Genomic DNA, 25,622 nt, shown 5'->3' on the forward strand with positions numbered 1-25,622 from the left:
TGAGGGGCCGGACCGAGTCGAGGATGACGGTGTGGGTGCCGAGCAGCACATGCTCACCGCCGGGTCACCCGCGGCGCCCGCGGCGCCCGCGGCGGCCGTGAGCGTGCGGGACGGTCGCAACGGCCGGCTGGTGTGCCCGCGGCAGGACGGGCTGCTGGACCGGCTGCGGTCGTTCGACGTCGAGGTCCTGCTCCACGACCCGCTCGTGACCACCGCCCGAGCCGCCCGCCTCGGTGTGGAACCGGTCGGCGTGGACGACCTGTGCCGCCGCAGCGACCTCGTCACCGTGCACGCGCCCGCCCTGCCCGAGACCCGCCACCTCCTCGACGCCCGCGGGCCGGCCCTGCTGCCCGAGGGCGCGGTGGTGGTCGACACGGCTCGCGGGTCGCTGGTCGACACCGAGGCGTTGGCCCGGGCGTGCCGCACCGGCGCGATCTCCGCGATCCTCGACGTCACCGAACCCGAGCCGCTGCCACCGGACCACCCGCTGCTGACGCTGCCCAACGTCCTGGTCACCCCCCACCTGGCAGGTGCCCAGGGACGCGAACTGCGCCGCCTCGGCGAGGTGGGCCGGTTCGTCAAGGGCGCGCCGCTGCTCGGGCGGGTGGAGCCCGAGCAGCTCCTGTACATCGCTTGACAGGCCAACGGGTGGAGGTGAGGTGCTCGTGAGCGGCACGTGGCGGTTCGCGATGAGCACACTCGGCATGCCGGGCGCCCCGGTGCGCGACAGCGCGCGGGTGGCGGCGGAGCACGGTTGCCACGGCCTGGAGATCCGGGCTCACCCGGACGAGGAGGTGCGACTCGGCCTGCCGCCCTCGCGGACGGCCGCCGTGCGCGCGCAGGTCGAGGACGCCGGGTTGGCGGTCGCCTGCCTGGCCGGTCACGCCAGGGTCTGCGCGCCCGGCCCCGACGAGCCGGTGGTCGCGGAGCTGCGCGCCCTGGTGGACCTGGCGTCCGCGCTCGGGGCTCCCGCCGTGCGGGTGTTCCCCGGCGGTGCGGACGGCCGGGTCGGTCCGGCCCACGACCGCATCGGCGCCGTGCTGCCAGAGCTGCGCGACAGCGGTGTCCGGCTGCTGGTCGAGACGCACGACTCCCACCCGACGGGTGAGGTGGCGTTGCGCCTGGTCGAGCCCTTCGCCGACCCCGCGCTGGTCGCCGTGCCGTGGGATGCCGTGCACCCGTGGCGGGCCGCTCCTCGTCCGGGTGATCGCCTACCTGGGCTGGTAGGTGATCCTCGGGCGGGGCGGCGTCGCCATGCCCGCGCCGAGGAAGTAGTCGACGTGGTTGGACTTGACGTAGCCCTTGACGGTCATGGAGTTGCGGTGGTGGTGGCGCCCCGGCCGGCTCGTGCGGCCGGGGCGCCACGTTCGTTCACGCGCGGGTCCACCTCTGGTTGGCCTGCCCGTTGCAGGTCCACAGGATCAGCCTGGTGTTGTTGGCGGTGCCGGCCTGGTCGGCGTCGAGGCAGAGCCCGGAGTGGGCGTTGCGGAGGGAGCCGTCCGAGCCGGGGGTCCACCTCTGGTTGGCCTGGCCGTTGCAGGTCCAGGTGATCACGCGAGTGCCGTTGGTGGTGCCCTGGTTGTCGGCGTCCAGGCACAGGTTGCCGAACACGCGGATCTCGCCGTTCGCCCAGGTGGTCCACAGCTGGTTGGCGGCGGTGTGGCAGTCCCAGAGCAGGGTGGCGGCCCCCGGTGCGGTGGCGGCGTTGTCCACGTCGACGCACCGGCCCGAGCCGGTGCCGCGCAGACGTGCGGTGGTGGCGGCGACGGGGCTGCCGCCGCTGACCCGGAACGCCGCGACGCCGTGGGCGGGCACGGTCGCCGAGATCGTGCCGGAGGAGCCGGTGGCGCCGCCGGTCCACAGGTCGGTCAGGGTGAAGGAGGAGCCGGACAGGCCGACCTGCGCGGCGGTGGTGGAGATCGTGGCGCTGCCGCCGCCCCGGTTGAACAGGCCCACGGCCACCGAGCCGTCGGAGAGGGGTTTGGCGAAGACCTCGGTGTTGCCGTCGTCGCGCACCCGCCTGCCGCCCGCGCCCAGCCGGTCCTGGTTGACCGCGATCAGCCCCGGGTTGCGCAGGATCGCGCTGACGTCGCCCGACATGGTGCGGATGTCGTTGCCCGCCATGAGCGGCGCGGCCATCAACGACCACAGCGCGAAGTGCGACCGCGACTCGGCGAGGGTGAGCCCGGGTCGGCCGACCACGAGCATGTCCGGGTCGTTCCAGTGCCCCGGCCCGGCCTGCGCGGCCAGCGGCGCGGTGACGTCGACGACGTTGCCCACGCCCATCGGGTAGCTGTTGACGTTGCCGTTCTGCCAGATGTCGAGCAGGTCCTCGGTGGTGCGCCACAGGTCGGCGACCTGGCCCCAGTCGTACTTGTCGCCGGTGATGGCGTGCAGGCTGTTGGGGTTGATGCTGTAGACGATCGGGCGGCCGGTGGCGCGCAGGGCGTCGCGCATCGCGGTGAACCGCGCGACCTGCTCGTCCCGGGTGCCCCAGGGGTTGCACCAGTCGTACTTGAGGTAGTCCACCCCCCACGACGCGAACGTGCGGGCGTCCTGGGCCTCGCGGCCGCCGCTGCCGGTCGAGCCCGGGTAGGTGCCCACCCGCTGGGCGCAAGTGCGGTCGGTGGGCGCCATGTAGATGCCGAACTTCAGGCCCCGGGCGTGGATGTGGTCGCCCAGGGCCTTCATCCCGCTGGGGAACCGGGAGGCGCTGGCGCGCAGGTTGCCCGCGCCGTCGCGCTGCGGCTCGTACCAGCAGTCGTCGACCACCACGTACTGGTAGCCGGCGTCCCGCATCCCCGAGCTCACGATGGCGTCGGTGGCCTGGCGGATCATGCCCTCGTTGATGTCGCACCCGAAGGAGTTCCACGAGTTCCACCCCATCGGTGGGGTCAGCGCGGGGCTCCCGGGGGCTGCGGCGGCCCGGTCCGGGGCCGGTGGCGCGGCGGTCACCACCGCGGCCAGTGCCGCGGCGACCGTGACCAGGCGCAGGAGTCGCCTCCGCGATCGAGTGGGCGTCATTGCCTCTCCTTGACCCTCGTCGCCCGGTGCGGGCGGGAGGTCTGCGGTTGTCGGTCCGGGGAAGGGCGAACCGGGCGCGGCGGAACGAGCGGTCCACCCGCGTTAGCGCTGTTAGCGCTAACATTGAACGTTACATTAGGCAGCCCGCCCGGTGGTGTCCAGCGTTGTCCGGCGTTGTCGGCCGAAGATGGCCAGGATGCGCCCCGAAGCTGCGCCGTTCGGACGTCCGGGCCTCCGGTCGAGACGTCCGGCCCCGCCGAGAAGCCCGCAGAAGAAATTCGGCGGTCGGTGTCGGATCGGGTCGGAGCCGTTCGTGGCAGTGGTGGGAGGGCGCCCACCGGGGCCGCCTCGACCCGCAGGAGGAGACCATGAAGCTGACCACCGTCACGCACCTCTCGGTCGACGGGGTGATGCAGGGGCTCGGCGGGCCGGACGAGGACCGCGGGGGCGGGTTCGAGCGCGGCGGGTGGGCGCTGCCGCTGTTCGACGACGAGGCCGAGGCGTTCCTCGGCGAGGTCTACCGGCGCGCCGACGCGTTCCTGTTCGGCCGGCGGACCTACGAGATCTTCGCCCGCTCCTGGGGCACCGGCTCCTGGGGGACGGGTCAGGGCGACAACCCGATCTCGGCGGCGTTGAACGGGCGGCCCAAGTACGTGGCGTCGACCACGCTCACCGATCCCCGGTGGGCGGGCACGACCGTCCTCCCCGGCGACCTCGCGACCGCCGTCCGCGGGCTGAAGGCCGAGCACGAGGGCGAACTCCAGGTGCACGGGAGCGGCGACCTGGTCCGCCGGCTGTTCCACGACCGCCTGGTCGACGAGGTCGTCCTGCTCACCTACCCCGTGGTCGTCGGCCGGGGCACGCGGCTGTTCCCCGCCGCCGGCCCGGACGCGGCGCTCGACCTGGTCGACTCCCGGGCCACCTCGAACGGGGTGGTGGTCCAGGTCTACCGGCCCGGCGGCCGCCCGCGGTACGCCACGACCTGAAGGGCGCGCCACGGGTGCGGGCGCGCTCACCGCCCGGTGAAAGGCTGTCCGCGAGTGGCCACCCCGAACCGCAGGAGATGATCCGCGATGCAGTACCTGGTTTCCGTCATCGACGACAAGACCGGCTCCGCCACCCCGGACGAGATGGCCGCGATCACCGCGTTCAACGACCGGCTGGCGGCGGGGGGCCACTGGGTCTTCGCGGGCGGCCTCGCCGCGCCCGGCACGGCCACCGTCGTCGACAACCGGGGCGGGGAGCCGATGGTCACCGACGGGCCCTTCCTGGAGACGAAGGAGCACCTCGCCGGGTTCTGGGTCATCGAGGCCCCCGACCCCGACGTGGCGCTCGAACTGGCCGCCGAGGGCTCGAAGCGCTGCAACCGCAGGGTCGAGCTGCGGCCGTTCCTGGGCGGGTGACCGTGATCGACGCCCACCAGGAGGTCACCCGTGCCCACCGCGAGGGGTGGGCACGGATCGTCGCCGCCTTGACCAAGCGCTTCGGTGACCTCGACGTCGCCGAGGAGGCGGCGGCCGAGGCGTTCGCGACCGCCGTCGAGCGGTGGCCGGCCGACGGCGTGCCACCCAACCCCGGCGCCTGGCTGACGACCACCGCCAACCGCAAGGCCATCGACCGCCTCAGGCGCGAGGGCAAGCGCGACGACAAGCACCAGGAGGCCCGGGTGTTGCACGACGACGACCCGCCCGAGCCCGTCGGCGCCGTCGACGACGAGCGGCTCCGGCTGATCTTCACCTGCTGCCACCCGGCGCTCGCGGTGGAGGCCCGCGTGGCGCTGACGCTGCGCATGGTCGGCGGTCTCACCGTGCCCGAGATCGCCCGCGCCTTCCTGGTGGGGGAGAGCGCCGCGGGGCAGCGGATCACCCGGGCGAAGGCCAAGGTCAAGGCGGCCCGGATCCCCTACCGGGTGCCGTCCGCGGAGGACCTCCCGGCGCGCCTCTCCGGCGTGCTCGCCGTCCTCTTCCTCGTCTTCAACGAGGGCTACCTGGCGACCGGTCCCGACACCGGTCCCGTGCGCCACGACCTGACCGCCGAGGCGATCCGGCTCACCCGCCTGGTCCACTCCCTCGCGCCGGCGGACGGCGAGGTGACCGGGCTGCTGGCGCTGATGCTCCTCACCGAGGCCCGCCGCGCCGCCCGGGTCTCGGCGAGCGGCGAGCTGGTCGCCCTCGGCGAGCAGGACCGCGGCGCCTGGGACGCGGAGCTGATCGCCGAGGGCCACCGGCTGGTGCGCGAGCGCCTGGCCACCGGGGTGGCCCCGGGCCGGTACCAGGTCCTCGCCGCGATCAACGCCGTGCACACCTCCGCCCGCGACGTGCGCGACACCGACTGGTCGCAGGTCGTCGCCCTCTACGACCAGCTCGTCCGCCTCGACCCCTCGCCGGTCGTCGCCCTCAACCGCGCCGTCGCGGTCGCCGAGCTCGACGGCCCGGAGGTGGCGCTGGCCGTCGTCGACCGCCTGGAGGGCGGGCTGGCCGGTTATCACGCCTTCCACGCGACCCGTGCCGACCTGTTGCGCCGGCTGGGCCGCGGTCGGGAGTCGCGCTCGGCGTACGACAGGGCCATCGAGCTGGCGGGCAACACCGCCGAGACCGCCTACCTGGCACGCCGCCGCGACCAGCTGGGGCGGTGACCCGAGGGCGTCAGAGGTCCTGCCCGGCGGCCCGGCCGAGGCGCAGCGCCGAGAGGAGGAAGAAGACGCCGCCGAGGACCGCGTAGCCGGACAGGGCGGCCAGTGACGGGTCCGCCGCGGAGGCCGCCGCGATGAACGAGGCGCCGGCCGGCACGGAGATGCCGCCGCTGAGGATCATCGGCCACTGACCGCCCATCCCGCGGCGGCTGACGCCGACGACCAGCTGGACGAGCCCGGAGGCGATCGCCCAGGCGCCCCACGCGCGCAGGACGTCCGGCACGCCGGACGAGCAGGCGAGGGCCACGCCGACGGCGGCGAGCAGGCTGATCGCGATGTTCACGTGCAGTCCGCGGGCCTGCCCGGCGGCGGCGGACCTGGCGTCCACGACGGCCGCGGCCACGTCGAACAGCGGGTACAGGACGAGCAGGGCGATGCTCACCGGTCCGAGGTCCGACTTGGTGGCGAACAGCAGGCCGGCCCAGACGACGGCGAACCCGAACCGCGCGAGGTACAGCCGGCGCAGGGCGAGCGCGATCCCGTTGGTGGTCGGCGGGGCGAGAGCGGTCACGGTGGTCCTTCCGGAGGGAGAGGCGCGGCTCGACGGCCTCGTGGCCGGTGCGCACCCCAGCTACATAGAACGTTCGTTACTGTCGCGAGCCTGCCTGCCGTTCGACCTGCTGTCAATACCGAACGTTCTCTGTCGTTGGCTGGGTAATTTGGAGGGGGACGCCGAACGTTCTCTGTCGTTGGTCGGATGGTCTGGGCTGGGAGATACCGAACGTTCTACCTGCTATGCTCGGCGCGGCGACAGGGAAGGTGGACGAGCAGGTGACCGAAGCGCGATCCAGGCTGCTGGCCACGGCGAGCCGGCTCTTCTACGCGGAGGGTCTCCACTCCGTCGGCATCGACCGGGTCGTCTCCGAGGCGTCCGTGACCCGCGCCACGCTGTACCGGCACTTCCCGAGCAAGGACGACCTGGTGGTCGCCTACCTGGGCGAGGCCGACCGGGCGATCCGCGCCCGCACCGAGGCCACCCGGGCCGAAGGCCTCCCCGCGGACGACGTCGTGCGAGCGGTCGCCGCGTCGATCGCCGACGACATCCGGTCGGCGACGTTCCGGGGGTGCGCGTTCCTCAACGCCGCGGCGGAGTACCCCGATCCCGCGCACCCCGTGCACAGGGCTGTCGTCGAGCACCGGGAGTGGTTCCAGCGCACCGCCGCGGAACTGCTGGGGCGGACCGGGGAGCCGGCGCCCGAGGCGGCGGCCAGGCACTTCGTCATGCTCAGGGACGGCGCGATGGCGGCGGGTTGCCTGTCCGACCCGGCCCCGATCTGCGAAACGTTCCTCCTCGGCGTCGAAGAGCTGTTGGAGCGCGGTGGATCTCCCGCCGGACCCCGGACTTCCCCCGGGCCCGGGACTTCCCCCGGACTCCGGACCCCCGCCGGGCCCCGGAGCGAGAAGGCGTCCCGCCGGACCCCGTGACGCCCGGGTCCGGGACCGTCAGGTTCTCTTCAGGTTCGGAGCCGGTCCGCTGCGCCAGGATGGTCGGGCGCGTTTCGCCACCGGGCGCACCGGCGATCGGTGACGAGCGCGCGTCCGACCGACGACCTACCCGGGGGAGCCTGTGACAGCTTGGAACGAGGTGGCCGTGCTCGTGGTCCGCGACGACGAGCGGGCGCCGCTCACCGAGGTCGCACCGTGGTTGCGCGAGACGTTGCGCGAGTGGCCGGAGCTGGACGCCGTCCTGGTCGGCGTGGTGGTGGGGGAGTTGTGCGACAACGCGCGCCGGTGGGGCGCGCCGCCCTTCGCGGTCGAACTGGCGCTGGACCGCTGGATGGACGTGCTGAAGGTCAGCGTGTGCGACCGGGAGACCGGCTCGCCGCGCGGGTGGCGGCTGGGCGCGGGCCTGCTGCTGGTGGACGCGCTGGTCGACCGGTGGGGCGTGTCGACGAAGGCCGGCGCCACCACGGTGTGGGCCGAGGTCTCCCACCGCGGCTGACTGGCGGGACAGCCGCGAGGTCCCCGGCGCCCGGGCCACCGGCGCGCACGTGCGCGCCGTGCTCGGCGACATCTTCGCCCGCAAGGGCTTCGGCGTCACCGCGAGTGCGGAAGGCGGGCGGTCCGATCAATTCCCTTATTCCACACCACCGCGCAAGAATTGTTGCTGTGGTGCGGTTTCCCGGAATTCGCCGCCACAATCCACTGTGGACTTGCCCGAGGATTCGCATTAGGCCGGACGGGTGGCGCATATGACACCCTCTCGGTAGTCTTCCCTGCTCGCGCCGTTGCGCGTGTCCCGCCGGCCGGCGCTTGCGGTTGCAGCCCCGTGGGGATCGTGGCAGAACGGATTAAGAGGCGCCCGGCAGGTGTCCGGGCGTGGCGGCCGTCGAGCGGCGGGCCTTCGAAGGCTCGGGCGGCAATGACCTGGGGGAGTTCGCGTTGGACCGATTAAGTCGTAGGAATGCTTTGCGCGCCACCGCTTTGGCGGCCGGTGGCCTGACCGCCGGCCGGGTGTTCACCGGCGACGCCGCGGCCGATCCCGCGGGCGGTGTGCCGCCGCTGGGGCCGGTGCGGGCCCTGCCGGACGACGCCCGGTACCCGGAGCTGGTGCGCCGGGGCCACAAGCGCTTCGTCGGCACCCCGGACTACGTCGACGTCGTCGGCACGACCGAGCAGGTCCGACGAGCCGTCGAGAGCGCCGTGCGGGCCGGCAAGCGGCTCGCGGTGCGCAGCGGCGGGCACTGCCTGGAGGACTTCGTCGACTCGCCCGGGATCAGGGCCGTGATCGACCTGTCGGGCCTGACGCAGGTCTACTTCGACCCGCTGCGCCAGGCGTTCGCCGTGGAGGCGGGCGCGACGCTGGGCGAGGTGTACCGCCGCCTGTTCCTGGGCTGGAACGTGACCATCCCGGGCGGGTGGTGCCCGAAGGTCGGCGCCGGCGGCCACGTCGCGGGCGGCGGCTACGGGGTCCTGTCGCGCCGGCACGGCCTGGTGGTCGACCACCTGGAGGCGGTGGAGGTGGTCTTCGTGGACGCCTCCGGCGCGGCGCGGACCGTGGTGGCCACGCGCGACCCTGCCGACCCGAACCACGACCTGTGGTGGGCGCACACCGGCGGCGGTGGCGGCAACTTCGGCATCGTGACCCGGTACTGGCTGCGCACGCCGGGGGCCACGGGCGCCGACCCGTCGCGGCTGCTGCCCAACCCGCCCCCGATGGTGCTGGACTTCACCGCCGAGTGGTCGTGGGAGGGCATGGACGAGGCGGCGTTCCGCAGGCTGGCGACCAACCACGCCCGGTGGTGCGCGGAGAACGCCGCGCCGGGCACGCCCACCGACCGCTTCTACGCCGAGCTGATCCTGCGCGACGTCGGGACCGGCACGCACGTGCTGCTCGGCCAGGCGTCCGGTGCGGACGCCGACGCGCAGCTCGACCGGTTCCTCGACGTGCTCTCCGAGGGCGTCGGCCGGCCGGTGGGGGTGGTGCGCCAGTGGCGGCCGTGGTTGACCGCGGTGTTCGCCGGTCCGGACGGGTCCAAGCTGCTCCGGATCAAGTTCAAGTCCGGTTACCTGCGCGAGCCGTTCACCGGCGACCAGTTGGGCGTCATCCACCGCCGGCTCACCGAGACCGACACCCGCGGCCGGGTGCTGGGGTCGGTGGGGCTGAGCAGCTACGGCGGCGCGATCAACGCGGTGGCGCCGGACGCGACGGCCACCGCCCACCGGGACGCCGTGATCAAGCTGCTGTACGTGTCGGCGTGGGAGGACCCCGCGCAGGACGCGGTCCACATCGACTGGATCCGCGAGTTCTACCGCGAGGTCTACGCCGACACCGGCGGGGTGCCCGACCGGCGCGACGGCGCCTACGTGAACTACCCGGACGTGGACCTGGCCGACCCGGAGGTCAACCGGTCCGGGGTGCCGTGGCACGAGCTGTACTACAAGCAGAACTACGCGCGGCTGTCCCGGGTCAAGGCCCGCTGGGACCCGCTGGACGTCTTCCGGCACGCGCTGTCGGTCCGCCCCGCCTAGGAGGTCGGGTCCCCATGTCCGAAGCAGTGTCCACCGCGGACCCGGTGGTCGTGGACGAGTCGTTCTTCCAGGACCCGTTCCCCGTCCTGGACCGGTTGCGGGAACGGGCGCCCGCCACGCCGGTGCTGTTCGCCGACGGGTTCGGCGTGCCGCGCTGGTTCGTCGGCCGCTACGCCGACGTGGTCGCGGGTTTCACCGACCCCCGCCTGAGCAACGTGGTGGTGCCCGCGCTGGCGCCGCCGGGCGTCGACCGCGCCGAGCTGCCCGCCGGGCAGCGGGTGCTGTTGCGCGCCAACGACTTGCTCGGGCGGGCGATGGCCAACACCGACCCGCCCGACCACACCCGGCTCCGGCGGCTGGTGTCCGCCGCGTTCGGCGCGCGGCCGATGGACGCGCTGCGCCCGAGGGTGCGCGAGCTGGTGGCGGCGGCGCTGGACGCGGCGGGCGAGGAGTTCGACCTGATGGCCGTGCTCGCCCGGCCGCTGCCGATCACGGTGGTGTGCGAGGTGCTGGGCGTGCCCGCGGCGGACGCCGAGGTGTTCCGGGCCGCGGCGCGCGTGCTGGGCGGTTTCGCGGACGAGGAGTCGGCGCCGGAGGTGATCGGGGCGATGGACCGGTTCGCCGACTACGCCGCCGACCTGGTCGCGCACAAGCGCCGCAGGCCCGCCGACGACCTGCTGACCACGCTGGTGGAGGTGTCCGACGAGGGCGACCGGCTGACCGGGGACGAGCTGGTCGCCATGCTCGCGCTGATGATCTTCGCCGGGCACGAGACCACGGTGCAGCTCATCGGCGGCGGCGTGCTCGCCCTGCTCACCCACCCCGACCAGGCCGCGCTGCTGCGCGCCGAACCCGGCCGGCTGCCGGACGCGGTGGACGAGGTGCTGCGCTTCGACGGCTCGGCCAACCCCGGCCTGCCGCGGCTGGCCACCGCGGACGTGCCGGTGGGCGACGTGGTGGTGCCGCGCGGTGCGCACGTCATCCTGGCCACCGCCGCCGCCAACCGCGACCCGCGCGCGTGGGACCGGCCCGACGAGTTCGACGTGACCAGGGAGCGCCGGCAGCGGCAGCTGGCGTTCGGCCACGGCATCCACTACTGCCTGGGCGCGCGCATGGCGCGCATCGAGGGGGAGGAGGCCGTCGGCGCGCTCCTGTCCCGCCACCCGGGGCTCCGCCTCGCCGTCGAACCCGCCGCGCTGCGCTGGCGCACGGGTTTCGTCCGCGCCCTGGAGGCCCTGCCGCTGACCACGCGCTGAACCCCTACCTGCGAGGGATGGTGACCGTGCACGGCACGCGTGACAGGTCGACCCGCAACCAGTTCAGCGGCGCGCGACCGAGCTTCCTCGAACAGCTCTACCTGGGCCGGGTCCGGTGGGACCTGCTGCACCCCTTCCCGAGCCAACCCGACCACGACCGCGCCGCCGGGGACGAGGTGGTGGCCGAGCTGGGCCGGTTGCTGCGCGAGCACGTCGACCCGGAGGAGGTCGACCGGACCGGCGCGCTGCCCGACGCCGCGTTGGCGGCGCTGCGCGACGGGGGGTGGCTCGCCCTGGGCGTCGACCCGGCGCTGGGCGGGCGCGGCCTGTCCGCGACGAACGTGTTCCGGGTGATCCAGGCGGCGGCGAGCTGGTCGGTGCCGGTGGCGCTGGTCCTGGCGATCCAGGAGTCCATCGGCGCGGGCGCGATGCACGCCACGGTGGCGCCGGGGCCGCTGCGCGACGAGCTGCGCCGCCGGGTGCTGGCCCGGCAGGTGTCCGGGTCGGCCGACACCGAGCCGTCCGGGGCGGCCAACCGGGACCGGGCGACCACCGCGCGGCCGGTGGACGGCGGGGCCGCCTACGTGCTGGACGGCGACAAGGTCCACATCGGGAACGGGCCGATCGCCGACGTGCTGACCGTGTCGGCGACGCTGCGCGACGGCGACCGCGCCGAGCGGCGGCTGTTCCTGGTCGACACGTCCGCGCCCGGTTTCGAGGTGGTGGCCGAGCACCGGTTCCTGGGGGTGCGCGGCTTCCCCAACGGCGCGGTGCGGCTGCGCGGCGTCCGGGTGCCCGCCTGGCACCTGCTGGACGAGCGGCCCGACGGCGACGACACCCGGCTCACCCCCCGGATGCTGAACCTGATCGTGCGCGGGCGGATGTACCTGATCGCCGCGCCGTCGCTGGCGCTGGCCAAGCGCGCGGCCGGGTGGGCGCGGGACTTCGTCGGTCGCCGGGTCGTGGACGGCGTGCCGCTGCACCGCTACGAGCAGGTGCGCCACGAGCTGGCCGAGTGCCTGGCCGACACCTACGCGGTGGAGACGGCGTGCCGGTGGGCGATGCTGGTGGACGACGGCGCGACCGCGACGCCGGGCAACGCGCTGCCGGAGCAGATGGCCACCAAGAACATCAGCTCGGTGGCGGCCTGGCGGGTGGTGGACCGGGCCATGGCGCTGATGGCCGCCGAGGGCTACGAGACCGCGGCCGGCAAGCGGGCGCGCGGCGCGCCGGACGTGCCGCTGGAGCGGGCGTTCCGGGACGCGCGGAACTTCCGCATCTCCGGCGGCGTGGACTTCCTGCTCGACTACTGGTCGATGACGCTGATCGCGCTCACCCTCTACTACCCCGAGCCGGACAACGCCGCCGAGATCGACGCGGGTCCGCCCGACGACCGCTGGTGCGACGAGGCGCCGCTGTCGCCGGAGAACCGGGAGCACCTGCGCGAGGTGGTGCGGCAGGCGCACCGGTTCGCCGCGACCTGCCTGCGGCTGGCCCGCCGCTTCCCGGACCGGGCCGAGCTGCTCGCCCGCCAGCGCCTGCTGGTGCTGCTGGGCGCGATCGGCAACGAGCTGCACACCGCGGCCCTGGTGCTGGCGCGGGCGGCGGGCGCGCCGGCGGAGGCCGAGCTCGCCGCGGCGGCCTGCCGCTCGGCCCGGCACCGGCTGGCCGGGCACTGGCGGGAGCTGGCGCGGCGGGAGGTCGCCGACCCGCCGGGCGAGGACCACTGGACCACCTCGGGGGCCGGGTGGACGCCCGACACCGACCTCGTGCGCCCGACCGACGACCGCGCGGGGAACCGGGTGCCGCGATGATCCCGCTGTCCGTCATGCAGGAAGCGCTGTGGGTGGCCTGGCAGCTGCGGCCCGGTGACCGCACCGACCTCATCGGGATGCCGCTGGAGGTCACCGGCGAGGTGGACCTCGACCGGCTGGCCGCGGCGGTGGTCGCGGTCGGCCGCCGGTTCCCGCCGCTGCGGGCGCGCGTCGAGGCCGGTGAGCCGCCCGTGCTGCGCTGGGACGCCGACGACTTGGCGCTGACCAGGCGCATCGCGGCCGGCGACCACGACACCGAGGTGGCGCGCTCCGCGCACGTCCCGTTCGACCTGCGGGTGGGGCCGCTCGCCCGGTTCGAGCTGGTGGAGTCCGGCGACCGGCGCACCCTGGTGGTGGCGCTGCACCACGTCGTCGGCGACGGGCACTCCGTGCTGGCCCTGGTGCACGCCCTGTCCCAGGCTTACGGGGGCGCCGACCTGGGCCCGCCGGACGACCCGGCCGCCGCGACGGCGTTCGCGCGCCGCCAGCGCGACCTGGCCGACGGACCGGAGGGCGCCGCGCACCGCGCGTTCTGGCGCGACCACCTGGGCTCCGAGCCGCCCGCGCTGACCCTGGCGCCCGGCCGTGCCGGGCTCCCGCCGCACACCACGTCCAGGCCGGTGCCCGGCGAGCCGGCCGCCGCGCTGCGCCCGCTGGCCGCCTCGCTGGGCGTGAGCCGGTTCGCGGTGCTGTTCGCCGCCTACCTGGTCGCGCTGCACCGCCACACCGGCGACACCGACCTGGTGGTCTCCTTCCCCACGCACCCTCGCCGCGCCGTGCCGGAGCTGCGCGACGCGTACGGGTTCTTCACCAACGCGGTGCCGGTGCGGGTCCGGTTGGCCGCCGGCGAGCGGTTCGCCGACCTGGTCCGGCGGGTGGACGCCACGCTGCGCGACTGCCTGCGGTTCGCCGACCTGCCGCAACCGGCGATCCTGCGCGCGGCCGGCGTGCGCCACGAGGACGTGGCGCGCAGCGTCGGGCAGGCGGTGTTCCAGTACTGGGACACCACCGTGCTCGACGGCGTGGACGTGCTGCGGCTGCCGCTGCGGCACGGCGACCGCGCCGGCGCGCTGCGGCTGGGCGACATGCTGGACGTGACGGGCTACCGGCTCCAGGCGATGCTGCGGGTGGACCGCGACGGCCTGTCGCTGCTGTGGAAGGACCCCGGCGGCACGGTCGGCGGAGACGTGGTCGACGCGCTGGCCGAGACCTACCTGGAGGTGCTGGCCGAGGTCGTGGCCGAGCCGGGCGCGGTGGTGGCCGGGGTGGACCTGTCCGGCGCCGAACCGCTGGACCTGCCGCTGCCGCCGCCCGCCGGGGGCGGCTCGACCGCGCCGGTCGCCGCCGCGGCCCCGGAGGTGCTGGTGGCGGCCCTGGTCGGGGTGCTGTCCTGGTACTGCGGCACGACCGACGTGGTGGTCGGCGTGGTGGGCGAGGACGGCGAGGTGGCCCCGCTGCGGGTCGACGCCGACCCGGCGGCCGGTTTCGGGGCGCTGACCGAGCGGGTCCGCGCGGCGCTGCGCGCGCCCCGGCTGCCCGTGCCGTTCCACCGGCTGGACGTGCTGGTCGACCCGGACGGGCGGGGCGCCGCGCGACCGCACCGGCTGCGCCTGGTCACCGACCGGCCGCGGCTCGTGGGCGACGGCGGTGTGCCGGAGCCGTGGCTGCGGCGGCTGGCCGCGCACCTCGCCCGGTTCGCCGCGGCCGGCGGCGCCGAGCCGGACCGCCCGGTCGGGGAGCTGGACCCGTTGACCGACGAGGAGCGCCGGCTGGAGCTGGTGGAGTGGAACGACACCGCCGCCCCGCACGACGACCGCGACCTGGTGGAGCTGTTCCGGGAGCGGGTCGCGCTCGACCCGGACCGGCCCGCGGTCACCGACGCCGGCCGGGAGCTGTCCTACCGCGAGCTGCTCACCGACGCCGAGCGCGTCGCCGCCGGGTTGCTCGCCCGCGGGGTGCGGCCGGGCGACTTCGTGGGGGTGCAGCTGCCGCGGGGACTGGACCAGGTGCGGGCGGTGCTGGGCGTGCTCCGCGCGGGCGCGGCCTACCTGCCGCTGGACCCGGCCGCGCCGGTCGACCGCCGCGCGTTCCTGGTCGCCGACGCCCGCGCCGACCTCGTGATCGCCGCGGGCGACGTGCCGGAGAACGCGGTGGCGGTCGCGCCGGCGGACCTGCTCGCCGGCGAACCCGTCGCACGGCCGCCCGCCGGCGACCCGGGAGCGCCCGCCTACTGCATCTACACCTCCGGCACCACCGGTCGCCCCAAGGGCGTCCCGATCAGCCACCGCGCCGTGGTGGGGCTGGTGCGGGCCGACATCCCGCACCTGTCGTCCGGGCCCGGCGACACCTGGGCGCTGTGCCACGCGGCGCACTTCGACTTCTCGGTGTGGGAGCTGTTCGGCGCGCTGCTGTCCGGCGCGCGGCTGGTGGTCGTGCCCGAGGACACCGCGCGCGACGCCGAGCGGTTGCTCGACCTGCTCGCGGCCGAGCGCGTCACCGTGCTCAACCAGACGCCCACCGCCTTCCACCAGCTCGCCGAGGTCGCCGAGCGGCGCGGCGTCGCGCTGCCGGACCTGCGCTACGTGATCTTCGGCGGTGAACGCCTGGAACCGGCCAGGCTCGCCGGCTGGGCGCGCCGCTCGCCGGGCGTCGCCCTGGTCAACATGTACGGCATCACGGAGACCACCGTGCACTCCACGGTGCACCTGGTCGGTGAGGCCGACCTGGCCGGTGGCGCGAGCGTCGTCGGTCGCCCGCTGCCCAACACCACCGTCCACCTGGTCGACCGGGTGACCGGCCGGCGGCTGGTGCCGCGCGGGTGCGTCGGCGAGATCGCGGTCGGCGGCTCCGGGGTGGCCCGCGGCTACCTGCGCCGCCCGGCGCTGACCGCCGCCCGGTTCCTCGACGACCCGTTCGGCGCCGGCCGGGTGTTCCTCAGCGGCGACCTGGGCAGGCGACTGCCGGACGGGTCGCTGGAGGTGCTCGGCCGCGCCGACGACCAGGTCAAGCTGCGCGGGCACCGCCTGGAGCCGGGCGAGGTGGCCGCCGCGCTGCGCGGGCACCCGGCCGTGTTGGACGCGGTGGTGCTGCTGGTGGGCGGCTCCGAGGGCAGGCTCGTCGCGTTCGTCCGCACCGCCGGCGACGCGGACCCGGGTGACGCCGCGCTGCGCGCGCACCTGGCCGCCCTGGTGCCGCCGTACGCGGTGCCGGGCGAGTTCCGCCGGTGGTCGGGGCCGTTCCCGGTGACCCGCAACGGCAAGTTGGACCGGAAGGCGTTGACGGTGCGGCGCACCCCGGCTCCGGCTCCCGAGCCGGTTTCCGCGCCGGACGGGGACGGCCTGCTCGGCGTCATCGCCGGGTTGTGGGCGGAGCTGCTGGACGTGCCGCCCCCGCCGCCGTCCGCCTCGTTCTTCGAGCTGGGCGGGCACTCGTTGCAGGCCGGCCGGGTGGCGCTGCGGCTGGGCGAGGTGATCGGCGTCCCGGTGCCGCTGCGCACCGTGCTGGAGCACCCCGTGCAGGCCGACCTGGCCGAGGCCGTGCGGGAGCTCGCCCGGCGTGGCGCGGCGACCGGTGGCGCGGGGACCGGTGGCGCGGCGACCGGTGGCGCGGGGACCGGTGGCGCGGCGATCGGTGGCGCGGGGACCGGTGGCGCGGACATCTCCGATGCGCCGGCCGGGCCGGCGCCCGCGTCGGCCTTCCAGGAACGCATCCGGCTGGCCGCGCGGGTCGACCCCGACGCGCACCGCTACCTGGTGCCGCTGCTGTGGTCGGTGGAGGGCGACCTGGACGTCGACCGCCTCGCCGACGCGCTGGCCCGCGCGGTGCGGCGGCACGAGGTGCTGCGCACCCGGTTCGAGGTGGTCGACGGGCGGGCGCGGCAGGTGGTGGGCGAGCCGTGGCGGCCCGTGGTCGCTCGGGTCCGCCTGGACGGCGGCTCGCTGGACCGGTGGCTGCGCGCCGAGCTGGCCGACGGGATGTCCCCGGGCGCCGGGCGGCTGCTGCGCTGCACGCTGGTGGAGCGGCCCGGCGACCGGCCGGTGCTCGTGCTCGTGCTGCACCACCTGGTGTGGGACCTGGGGTCGCTGCCCGTGCTGGTCGAGGAGCTGGCCGGCGCGACCGGCCCGGTGACCCAGTACCGCTCGGTGGTCGAGGCGGAGCGGGCGCGCGCCGGGTCGGACGCCGAGCGCGCCGAGCTGGCGCACTGGGCGCGGCGGCTGGCGGGCGCGCCGGCCTACCCGGCGCTGCGACCGCCGGTGGCGCCGGAACCGCCCGGGTCGGTGCCGCTGGCGCTGCCCGACGACCTGCTGCCGCGGCTGCGACGCCTGCGGGGCGTGTCGCCGTTCACCGCCGCCGCGGCGGCGCTGTGCGCGACCCTGCACCGGTGGACCGGCGCGGACGACGTGACGGCGGCGATCCCGGTGGCCAACCGGGACCTGCCCGGCCGCGACCGGGTGATCGGGCCTTGCCTCAACACGGTCGTGCTGCGGTCCACAGTGGACGACCAGACCACGGTGGGCGGGCTGCTGGCGCGGGTGCGGGACTCGGTGCTGACCGGGCTGTGGCACGCGACCACGCCGTTCGACCGGGTCGTGGAGGAGTGCCGACCGCCGCGCCGCGTCGGGTGGACGCCGTACTCGGAGGTCGTGCTGAACTACGGCGCGGCCGAACCGGTCAGGTTCGACGGCGCGGTGCTGCGCCCGCTGGACCTGACCGCCCTGCACGACTACGACACCAAGTTCACCCTGACCGCGACCCTCACCGAGCAGGGCGGCCGGCTGACCGGGCACCTGTCGTTCCGGGGCGACCGGATCGCGGCGGCGGACGCGGTCGAGTTCGCTCGGGTGCTCACCACCGCGCTCGAACGCCTGCCCGACGTGCTCGACGAGCGGGTGGCCGAGGTGGACCTGCTCGACCCGGCCGACCTGGAGCGGGTGCGGTCCTTCGAGCGGCCGACGCCGCCCGCGCCCGCCACGACCGTGCCCGCCCTGCTCGCCGACGCCCTGCGCACCGGGGGCGCCGCCGTCACCGGGCCTGCCGGTGAGCTGACCTACGCCGAGCTGGACCGGCGGGCGCACGGCCTGGCCGGTGCGCTGCGGGCGGTGCTGCCGCCCGGCGACGGGCCGCACGCGGTGGCGCTGCTGCTGCCGCGCGGGCCGGACCTGGTGGTGGCGATGCTGGCCGCCTGGCGGGCGGGGTGCGCGTTCTGCCCGGTCGACCCGACCTACCCGGCCGAGCGGGTGCGGACCGTGCTGGACGACCTCGGGCCGGTCGCGGTCGTCACGGACGGTGTCGTGGACGAACCCGGCGTGCGTGGCGTGCCCGTGCTGCGGCCCGACGCGACGGCCGGGCCGCCGGTCGAGCCGGTGTCGCCGGACCCGGACGACGTGGCCTACGTGCTCTACACCTCCGGCACGTCCGGCCGGCCGAAGGGCGTGGCCGTGACGCACCGGGGGCTGGCGCAGCTGGTGCGCTGGCACCTGCGGGTCTTCCCGCTGGGGCCCGCCGACCGGGTGGGCGCGGTGGCCAGCGTCGGGTTCGACGCCTGCCAGTGGGAGCACTGGCCCGCGCTGGTGGCCGGGGCGACCGCGGTGCCCCACCCCGGCGGCCCGCTGGTCGCCCCGGAGGTCGCCCGCTGGATCGCGGACTCGCGGCTGACCCAGGTGTTCCTGCCCACCCCGCTGGCCGAGGCGGTGCTGGCCCGCGACCCGGACCTGCCGGACCTGCGGCTGCTGCTGTTCGGCGGCGCGGCGCCGAGCGCGGACCCGCCCGCGGGCACCTCGTTCCGGCTGTGCAACGCCTACGGGCCCACCGAGAACGCCGTGGTGGCCGCCGCGCTGCCGCTGGACCCGGACCGACCGCGGTCGCGCACCACCGTCGGCCTGCCGGTCGACGGCACCGCGGTGCACGTGCTGGACCCGGCGGGGCGGCGCTGCCCGGTCGGCGTGCCCGGCGAGGTGCACCTGTCCGGGGCCTCGGTGGCGCTGGGGTACTGGCGGCGGCCCGACCTGACCGCGGAGCGGTTCGCCGACACCGACCCGGACGGCGTCCCGGCGCGCGTCTACCGCACGGGCGACCTGGCCCGCTGGACCGCGGTCGGCGAGCTGGAGTTCCTGGGCCGGGTGGACCGGCAGGTGGAGGTGCGCGGCCACCGGGTGGAGCCGGAGGAGGTGGAGGCGGTGCTGGGCGACGACCCGGCGGTGGCCTCCGCCGCGGTGGCCGCCCGGGGCGGTCGGCTGGTGGCCTACGTGGTGCCGCGCCCGAGGGCCGAGCGGGACGGCGCCGCCGTGGCCGACCGGCTGGCGCGGCGGCTGCCCGCGTTCATGGTGCCCGACGCGGTGGTGTGGCTGGACCGCATCCCGCTGACGGCGCACGGCAAACCCGACGTGGCCGCGCTGCCCGAGCCGTCGCGGGAGGCGTTCCCGGCGGCGGCTCGGGCGGGTGGCGCCGGGCCGGGCACGGAGCTGGAGCGGCGCATCGCGCGGCTGTGGTCGGACGTGCTCGGGGTCGGCGAGGTCGGCGTGGACGACAACTTCTTCGACCTCGGCGGCAACTCGCTGCTGCTGGCGTCGCTGCACGCGCGGCTGGAGGCGGAGCTGGGCCGGGACGTGCCGGTGGACCGGCTGTTCGCGCACCCGACCGTGCGCGGCATGGCGGCGTGGGCGCGCGGCGACCGCTCCGGGCCGGGAGGTCCGGGAGGCGGGGTGCTGGACCGCGCCCGTCGGCAGCAGCGGGCGCGCCTGGGTGGCAACGGGAGGGGATCGCGATGAGCGGCGCGCGGGCGGCCGGCGGGGAGCGGGCCGAGGGGACGGCGGGCATGGGGACGGCGGACACCGGGTGGAGCGCGGAGACCGCCGGCGAGGAGTGGGCGGAGGGCGCGATCGCCGTGGTGGGCGCGGCCTGCCGGTTCCCCGGCGCGCCGGACGTCGACGCCTACCGGCGGGTGCTCCGCGCGGGCGCGGACGCGCTGACCCGGTTCGGGCCGGACGAGTTGCGCGCGGCGGGCGTGCCCGAGGAGCTGCTGCGCGACCCGGCCTACGTGCCGGTGGGCGGTGTGCTGCCGGGCGGTGAGCTGTTCGACCGGTCGTGGTTCGGCTACTCCCCGGCCGAGGCGCGCACCATCGACCCGCAGCACCGGGTGCTGCTGGAGGTCGCGGTGCACGCGCTCGACCACGCCGGCCTCGACCCGGAGCGGTTCCCGGGGTGGGTCGGCGTGTTCGCGGGCTGCGACGCCGCCCCCGTGCCGCACGACTTCGCCGACCCGGCCGTGATGAGCAGCCTGGTCGGCACCGAGAAGGACTTCCTGGCCAGCCGCGTCGCCTACAAGCTGGGGCTGCGCGGCCCGGCGCTGACCGTGCAGACGGCGTGCTCGACGTCGCTGGTCGCGGTGCACGTGGCCGGGCAGAGCCTGCTCAACCACGAGTGCGACGCGGCCCTGGCGGGCGGGGTGTCGCTGCGGCTGCCGCAGGCGCGCGGCTACCTGCACCAGGAGGGGCACATCTTCTCCCGCGACGGCCGCTGCCGGTCGTTCGACGCCGGGGCCACCGGCACGGTGCCCAGCGCGGGCGCGGGCCTGGTGGTGCTGCGCCGGCTGGTCGACGCGGTCCGCGACGGCGACCGGGTGCTGGCGGTGATCCGGGGTTCGGCGCTGACCAACGACGGCGGCGAGAAGATCGGCTACACCGCGCCGTCGGTGCCCGGGCAGCGCGACGCGATCCTGCTGGCCCTGGGCCAGTCGGGCGTGGACCCGGGCGACGTGGCGCACGTGGAGGCCCACGGCACCGGCACGGAGGTGGGCGACGCGGTGGAGGTGGCCGCGCTGACCGAGGCGTTCCGGCACGGCACCGACCGCACCGGGTTCTGCGCCCTGTCGTCGGTGAAGGGCAACATCGGCCACACCGGGTCCGCGGCGGGCGTGGCCGGGCTGATCAAGTCGGTGCTCCTGCTGCGGCACGGCGAGGTCGTGCCGCAGGCGCACCTGCGCCGCCCCAACCCGCGCCTGGACCTGGACCGCAGCCCGTTCCGGCTGGTCGACGCGGTCGGCCCGCTGGGCGGGCGGCTGGTGGCGGTCAGCTCGTTCGGCATCGGCGGCACCAACGCGCACGCCGTGCTGGAGGCCGCGCCGAGCCGGCCGCGCGGCGCCGGACCGGCGGTGTTCGCGCTGTCCGCGCGGACCGCGGGCGCGCTGGACCGGGCCCGCCGCGAGCTGGCCGACCACCTGGCCGAGCGCCGGCCGGAACCGGCGGAGGTGGCGTGGACGCTGCTGTGCGGCAGGCGGCGGTCCGCGCACCGGTTCACCGTGCCGGGCGACGACCTGGACGCGGCGGTCGCGGAACTGCGCGACCGGGGCCGCGCACCGGCGGTGGCGCCGGACGGGCCGCCCCGGGTGGCGTTCCTGTTCCCCGGCCAGGGCGCGCTGCACGCCGGTGCGGCGTCGGCGGCGCACGAGGCGCTGCCGGTGTTCCGCGAGCACCTGGACCACGCGATCGCCCTGGCCCGCCGCGATTTCGGCGTGGAGCTGGGCGCGGTGCTGGACGGGGACGTGGACGACGCGCCGCTGCGCACCGGCCTGGGCCAGCAGCTCGGCCTGTTCGGCATCGGCTTCGCGCTGGGCGGGCAGTTCCTGGCCTGGGGCGTGCGACCGGTGGCGGTGCTGGGGCACAGCGCGGGCGAGTACGCCGCCGCGGCGGTGGCGGGCGCCTGGGACCTGGCCGCCGGGCTGCGCGTGGTGGGGGAGCGGGCGCTGGCGATGCGCGACGCGCCACCGGGCGCGCTGCTGGCCGCGTACGCGCCGCCGGAGGTCCTCGCACCGCACCTGGCGGCGCGGCCCGTGCTGGCCGTGGCGACGTTCGGGCCGGGGCAGACGGTGCTGGCCGGCCCGGCGCCCGAGCTGGACGACCTGGTCCGCGCGCTGACCGCCGAGGACGTGCGCACGGCCCCGGTGGAGTCCGACCGCGCCTTCCACACCCCGGCCATGCGGCCCGCCGGCGACCGGCTCGCCGCCGCGGTCGCCGCGAGCGCGCCCAGGCCGCCGGAGCTGCCGGTGATCTCGAACCTCACCGGCGAGCCGGTCGACCCGGACCGGGTGCCCGACCCCGCTTACTGGGTGGAGCACCTGACCAGCCCGGTGCGGCTGACCGAGGGCATGGGCGCGCTGCTGCGCGACGGCTGCGACGTGGCGGTCGAGCTGGGACCCGGGGCCACCGTGGTCGGCGGCCTGCGGCGGCACGAGCGCTACCGGGACGACGTGGCGGCGGTCCCGCTGCTGGGCGGTCGCCGGGAGGACCGGCGGGCGGCGCTGCACCGGGCCCTGGGCGCGCTGTGGGCGGCCGGGGTCGAGCTGCCGTGGGCGGAGCTGTTCCCGGTTCCCGCCGTCACCGACCTGCCCGGCACCCCGCTGGAGCCCGAGCCGGTGCCGCCGCCGGTGGTCCCGACCGGGCCCGCGCCGGTGGTCGCCGCGCCGGTCGAGGCGAGCGGGCTGACCACCCGCCGGTGGATCGACACGGGCACCCGCGCGCCGGCCGGGGAACCGGTCGTGCTGACGGCCGACCACCCGGCCGCGCGGGTCGCCGCCGGGCTGCTCGCCGGTGACGGGGAGGTCGTGGGACTGCCCGGTGACCCGGCCGGGGCGCCGTTGGCGGACCGGTTGGCGGCGGCGGTGCCGCGCGGCGGGATCGCCGTGCACGGCGTCGACGGCGCCGACCTCGCCGGGCTGGACGAGGTGGCCGCGCACGCCCGCGCGGCCGGGGTCCGGCTGGTGCTGGCCGTGTCCGGGGACCCGGCGCTGCCCGACGAGGGGCGGCGCGACCTGCTGGCGTGGGTGGCGCACCGGCGCCGCGCCCGCCGCGACACCGCCCTGATCGACCTCGGCGCCGAGGGCGCGCCGGCGCGCCCGCCCCGGGCCGACCCGGACTGCGCCGCGCACGCCTGGCGCGCGGGCCGCTGGTGGGCGCTGACCGCCGCGCCCGAGCCCGTGCCCGGTGGCGCGGGGGAACCGGGTCCGGTGGTCGTGGCCGGCGACGACCCCGGTGCGGCGCTGACCGCCGCGCACGCCTGGTCCGCCGCGGGGGTGCCGGTGGCCGCCACGGTCGACCTGCGGTCCGCGCCGGCGCGCGAGGAACTCCCGGCGCTGGCCGGTGACCTGGAGTGGACGCGCCGGCCGAGCCTGTCCGGGCGACCCGACCTGCTCGCCGCCGTGGAGGACTGCGCCGCCGCGCACGTGGTGCGGCTGCTCGTCGACCGCGGCCTCCTCGCGATCGGCGCCCCGGTGCCGGCGGCGGCGCTGGTCGCGGGCCTGGACCCGGCCGGACGCCTGCCCCGGCTGGCCGAGCGGGTGGTGCGGGCCCCGGTGGAGCGGGGCCTGCTCGTGGCCGGCGACGGCGGCCTGCTGCTCACCGAGGACGCCGCCGCCCGGGTCGAGGCCGCGCCCGCGGACGGCCGGCTCGCCGAGGCGCGGGGCCTCGCCGAGCTGATCGCCCACTGCGTGCGCAGCTACCCGGCGGTGTTCGCCGGGGAGACCGCTCCGCACGCGGTGCTCTACCAGGACGGTTCGGACGAGCGGATCGCCCGCCTGCTGGCCGACAACCGGGTGGCGCTGACCGACGAGCAGGCGTGCCTGGACGCCCTGGCCGGCGCGGTGGCCCGGCTGGGCGCCGGGCGCGACCGACCGCTGCGGGTGCTGGAGGTCGGCGGCGGCCGGGGCGACCTGACCTGGCGGGTGGTCGACCGGCTCGGCGTCGACGCGGAGGTCGACTACGCCTTCACCGACGTCAGCGGGTTGCAGGTGCGCAAGGCCGAGCGGCAGGCCGCCGAGCGCGGCGTCGGGTGGCTGCGCGGCGCGCGGTGCGACATCACCGCCGACCCGGTGGCGCAGGGCTTCGCGGCGGGCGGTTACGACGTGGTGCTGGGGTTCAACGTGGTGCACGTGGCCCCGGACGTGGCGGTGGCGCTGACCCGGCTGGGGCGGCTGCTGCGCCCGGACGGGCTGCTGGCGCTGGTGGAGCTGACCAGCGCGGCGCTGTGGACCCACCTGGTGTACGGGCTGCTGCCGGGCTGGTGGGACTACGCCGACGACCTGCGCGCCGACTCGCTGCACCTGGACGCGGACGGGTGGCGGCGCGCCGCGCGCCGGGCGGGCCTGGACTGCGAGGTGGCCTCGGCCGACGCCGGGGCCGACCACGCGGTGGTGCTGGCCCGGCCGGCGGGCGAGCCGTCGCCGGAGGCCGAGCTGACCCGCCAGCTCGGCGACGACCGGCCCGCCGCCGTGCTCTACCTGGCCTCGGGCGCGGCGGCCGGCGCGTGGCCGGGGTTCTGCGCCGCGGTGCGCGAGCGCGGCGCGCGCCGGGCGGTCGTGCTGACCGAGGACCCGGGCGACTGGCGGGCGGAACTGCTGCGCGACCGGCTCGACCCGCCCGACGGGGAGGTGGCGCCGTGGCACCACCTGCGGGTGGCCGCGTTCGACCGGCGGGTGCTGGCCGGGCTGCCCCGCCTGCTGACCGCGGCGGACCTGCCGCGCTCGGCCCGCTGGACCCCGCCCCCGGACGCGCCGGAGGACTCCGGCGGCGCACCTCGCGCGGTCGAGGCTCCGGCGGCCGGCGGCGCGGGGGTCAACGGCACAGGGGTCAACGGCACAGGGGTCAACGGCACAGGGGTCAACGGCACCGCGCTCACCGCCGGTCCGGCCGCCGCCGCGCCCACGGGCGTCCCGGCAGTGGGCGCCGCGACCACCGCTGCCACCGCCCCCATCGTCGCCACCCCGGCCACGAGCGCCCCAACCACCGCTGCCGCCGTCCCCGCCACCACCGCCCCAGCCACCACCACCCCGGCGACCGACCGGCGGGCCGTGCTGGCGCGCCTGTGGTGCGAGAACCTGGGCGTGGGCGCGGTCCGCGACGAGGACGACTTCTTCGTCGCGGGCGGGGAGTCGCTGGCCCTGGTGCACCTGTTGGGCGAGGTGCACCGGAACCTCGGCGCCCGGGTCGAGACGTCCCGCTTCGCGCCGACGCCCACCTTCGGCCGGCTGGTGGAGCTGGTCGCCGAACGGGCGCCGCGCGCCGACGGACCCGTGCCGAACCTGCTGCCGCTGTCCGAGGGCGGCGACGGCACCCCGCTGTTGCTGTGCGCCCCGGCCACCGGCAGCAGCCTGTGCTACCGGCACGTCGCCCCGCTGATCGGCCGCGACCGCCCGGTGCTCGGCCTGGACGTGCCCGCCGATCATCCCGGCGGCGGCGTCCGGGGCATCGCCGCCGGGCACGCCGCGCTGGTCCGGCAGGTCCAGCCGGAGGGCCCCTACCTGCTGGGCGGCTGGTCGGCGGGCTTCGCCGTGGCGCACGAGCTGGCCGCGCAGCTGGAGGCGACCGGGGCGCGGGTGCGGCTGCTGGTCAGCTTCGACGGCCTGCTGCCCGACACCAAGGGACGACCGATGGGGCTGCGGCCGGAGCAGGCGCTGCGCGCGGTGGCGCTGCTGGCCGGTGCCCGGCTCGGGCGGTCGGCGCCGCTCGACCGGACCCTGGGCCTCGCGGGCCGGTCACGGGTGCCGCGCATCGACCGGATCGCGGCGGTGCTGCCGGACGGGCACGAGCTGGTCCGGTCGCACAACCGCGCGGTCCGGGCCGTGCTGGCCTACCGCCCGCGCCCGGTCCGGGCTCCCGCGGTGGTGCTCAAGACCGGGGTGGACGACACCGGGGCGCGGCGGCTGGCCGCCCGGTCGGCCCGCCTGTACCCCGGTGGGATCGAGGTCGTGGCCGCGCCGGGGGACCACTGGGGCGTGCTCGACGCCGAGCCCGCGGCGGTGACCGCGGACCTCGTCCTGGGGGCGTTCGATCGCTACGGTGTGTAGCATCGAGGTCGCAGGGATCAACGGATGAT

The 25,622-nt window shown here is 76.6% G+C and carries 13 protein-coding genes and 1 pseudogene; 12 read left to right on the forward strand and 2 right to left on the reverse strand.

Annotation, left to right across the window (positions count from 1 at the left end; translation table 11 throughout):
* Positions 1-31: 31 nt before the first annotated feature.
* Both ABD223_RS17860 and ABD223_RS17865 read left to right on the forward strand, forming a co-directional pair.
* Positions 32-637, forward strand: a complete 606-nt coding sequence (locus ABD223_RS17860) for an NAD(P)-dependent oxidoreductase (RefSeq protein ID WP_344037392.1) — start codon at positions 32-34, stop codon at positions 635-637.
* Positions 638-704: 67 nt separating this feature from the next.
* A pseudogene (locus tag ABD223_RS17865) lies at positions 705-1,178 on the forward strand (sugar phosphate isomerase/epimerase family protein); the annotation flags it as partial.
* Positions 1,179-1,371: 193 nt separating this feature from the next.
* Here the strand turns inward: ABD223_RS17865 and ABD223_RS17870 are convergent.
* The gene (locus tag ABD223_RS17870) at positions 1,372-3,024 is read right to left on the reverse strand and encodes a glycoside hydrolase family 27 protein (protein WP_344037393.1); all 1,653 of its coding nucleotides are present in this window, start codon (positions 3,022-3,024) and stop codon (positions 1,372-1,374) included.
* Positions 3,025-3,392: 368 nt separating this feature from the next.
* Here ABD223_RS17870 and ABD223_RS17875 point away from each other — a divergent pair, with 368 nt between their 5' ends.
* From ABD223_RS17875 to ABD223_RS17885, 3 genes are all read left to right on the forward strand, one after another.
* The gene (locus ABD223_RS17875) at positions 3,393-4,010 is read left to right on the forward strand and encodes a dihydrofolate reductase family protein (protein WP_344037394.1); all 618 of its coding nucleotides are present in this window, start codon (positions 3,393-3,395) and stop codon (positions 4,008-4,010) included.
* Positions 4,011-4,097: 87 nt separating this feature from the next.
* A complete protein-coding gene (locus tag ABD223_RS17880) occupies positions 4,098-4,427 on the forward strand; it encodes a YciI family protein (protein ID WP_344037396.1) in 330 nt (109 codons plus the stop codon).
* Between the two features lie 2 nt (positions 4,428-4,429).
* Complete coding sequence (locus ABD223_RS17885) at positions 4,430-5,659, forward strand: RNA polymerase sigma factor (RefSeq protein ID WP_344037552.1); 1,230 nt, start codon at positions 4,430-4,432, stop codon at positions 5,657-5,659.
* 10 nt (positions 5,660-5,669) lie between these two features.
* Here the strand turns inward: ABD223_RS17885 and ABD223_RS17890 are convergent, their stop codons facing one another.
* Positions 5,670-6,227: a hypothetical protein gene (locus tag ABD223_RS17890; protein WP_344037397.1), complete on the reverse strand. Its 558-nt coding sequence runs from the start codon at positions 6,225-6,227 to the stop codon at positions 5,670-5,672.
* A gap of 260 nt (positions 6,228-6,487) precedes the next feature.
* On the opposite strand from ABD223_RS17890, the gene ABD223_RS17895 reads away from it, so the two are divergent.
* The 7 genes from ABD223_RS17895 (at position 6,488) to ABD223_RS17925 (ending at position 25,593) form a co-directional block, all read left to right on the forward strand.
* Complete coding sequence (locus ABD223_RS17895) at positions 6,488-7,141, forward strand: TetR/AcrR family transcriptional regulator (protein ID WP_344037398.1); 654 nt, start codon at positions 6,488-6,490, stop codon at positions 7,139-7,141.
* Positions 7,142-7,283: 142 nt separating this feature from the next.
* Complete coding sequence (locus ABD223_RS17900) at positions 7,284-7,658, forward strand: ATP-binding protein (protein WP_344037399.1); 375 nt, start codon at positions 7,284-7,286, stop codon at positions 7,656-7,658.
* A 377-nt stretch (positions 7,659-8,035) separates the two neighbouring features.
* Positions 8,036-9,688, forward strand: coding sequence for an FAD-binding oxidoreductase (locus ABD223_RS17905; RefSeq protein ID WP_344037400.1), 1,653 nt, complete (start codon positions 8,036-8,038; stop codon positions 9,686-9,688).
* A gap of 14 nt (positions 9,689-9,702) precedes the next feature.
* Complete coding sequence (locus tag ABD223_RS17910; RefSeq protein WP_344037401.1) at positions 9,703-10,944, forward strand: cytochrome P450 family protein; 1,242 nt, start codon at positions 9,703-9,705, stop codon at positions 10,942-10,944.
* A 17-nt stretch (positions 10,945-10,961) separates the two neighbouring features.
* A complete protein-coding gene (locus tag ABD223_RS17915) occupies positions 10,962-12,758 on the forward strand; it encodes an acyl-CoA dehydrogenase family protein (RefSeq protein ID WP_344037402.1) in 1,797 nt (598 codons plus the stop codon).
* On the forward strand, positions 12,755-19,525 hold the full coding sequence (locus ABD223_RS17920; RefSeq protein ID WP_344037403.1) for an amino acid adenylation domain-containing protein: 6,771 nt from the start codon (positions 12,755-12,757) through the stop codon (positions 19,523-19,525). Before ABD223_RS17915 ends, ABD223_RS17920 begins: the two co-directional genes overlap by 4 nt.
* Complete coding sequence (locus tag ABD223_RS17925; protein ID WP_344037404.1) at positions 19,522-25,593, forward strand: type I polyketide synthase; 6,072 nt, start codon at positions 19,522-19,524, stop codon at positions 25,591-25,593. Before ABD223_RS17920 ends, ABD223_RS17925 begins: the two co-directional genes overlap by 4 nt.
* Positions 25,594-25,622: the final 29 nt, after the last annotated feature.

The organism is Saccharothrix xinjiangensis (assembly GCF_039527585.1).
GTDB classification, from domain to species: Bacteria; Actinomycetota; Actinomycetes; order Mycobacteriales; family Pseudonocardiaceae; genus Actinosynnema; species Actinosynnema xinjiangensis.

Bases quoted from the DNA above. Each gene is read 5' to 3' on its own strand.
- ABD223_RS17870 (WP_344037393.1), bottom strand. From the start codon at position 3,024: ATGACGCCCACTCGATCGCGGAGGCGACTCCTGCGCCTGGTCACGGTC.
- ABD223_RS17875 (WP_344037394.1), top strand. From the start codon at position 3,393: ATGAAGCTGACCACCGTCACGCACCTCTCGGTCGACGGGGTGATGCAG.
- ABD223_RS17880 (WP_344037396.1), top strand. From the start codon at position 4,098: ATGCAGTACCTGGTTTCCGTCATCGACGACAAGACCGGCTCCGCCACC.
- ABD223_RS17910 (WP_344037401.1), top strand. From the start codon at position 9,703: ATGTCCGAAGCAGTGTCCACCGCGGACCCGGTGGTCGTGGACGAGTCG.
- ABD223_RS17915 (WP_344037402.1), top strand. From the start codon at position 10,962: ATGGTGACCGTGCACGGCACGCGTGACAGGTCGACCCGCAACCAGTTC.
- ABD223_RS17920 (WP_344037403.1), top strand. From the start codon at position 12,755: ATGATCCCGCTGTCCGTCATGCAGGAAGCGCTGTGGGTGGCCTGGCAG.
- ABD223_RS17925 (WP_344037404.1), top strand. From the start codon at position 19,522: ATGAGCGGCGCGCGGGCGGCCGGCGGGGAGCGGGCCGAGGGGACGGCG.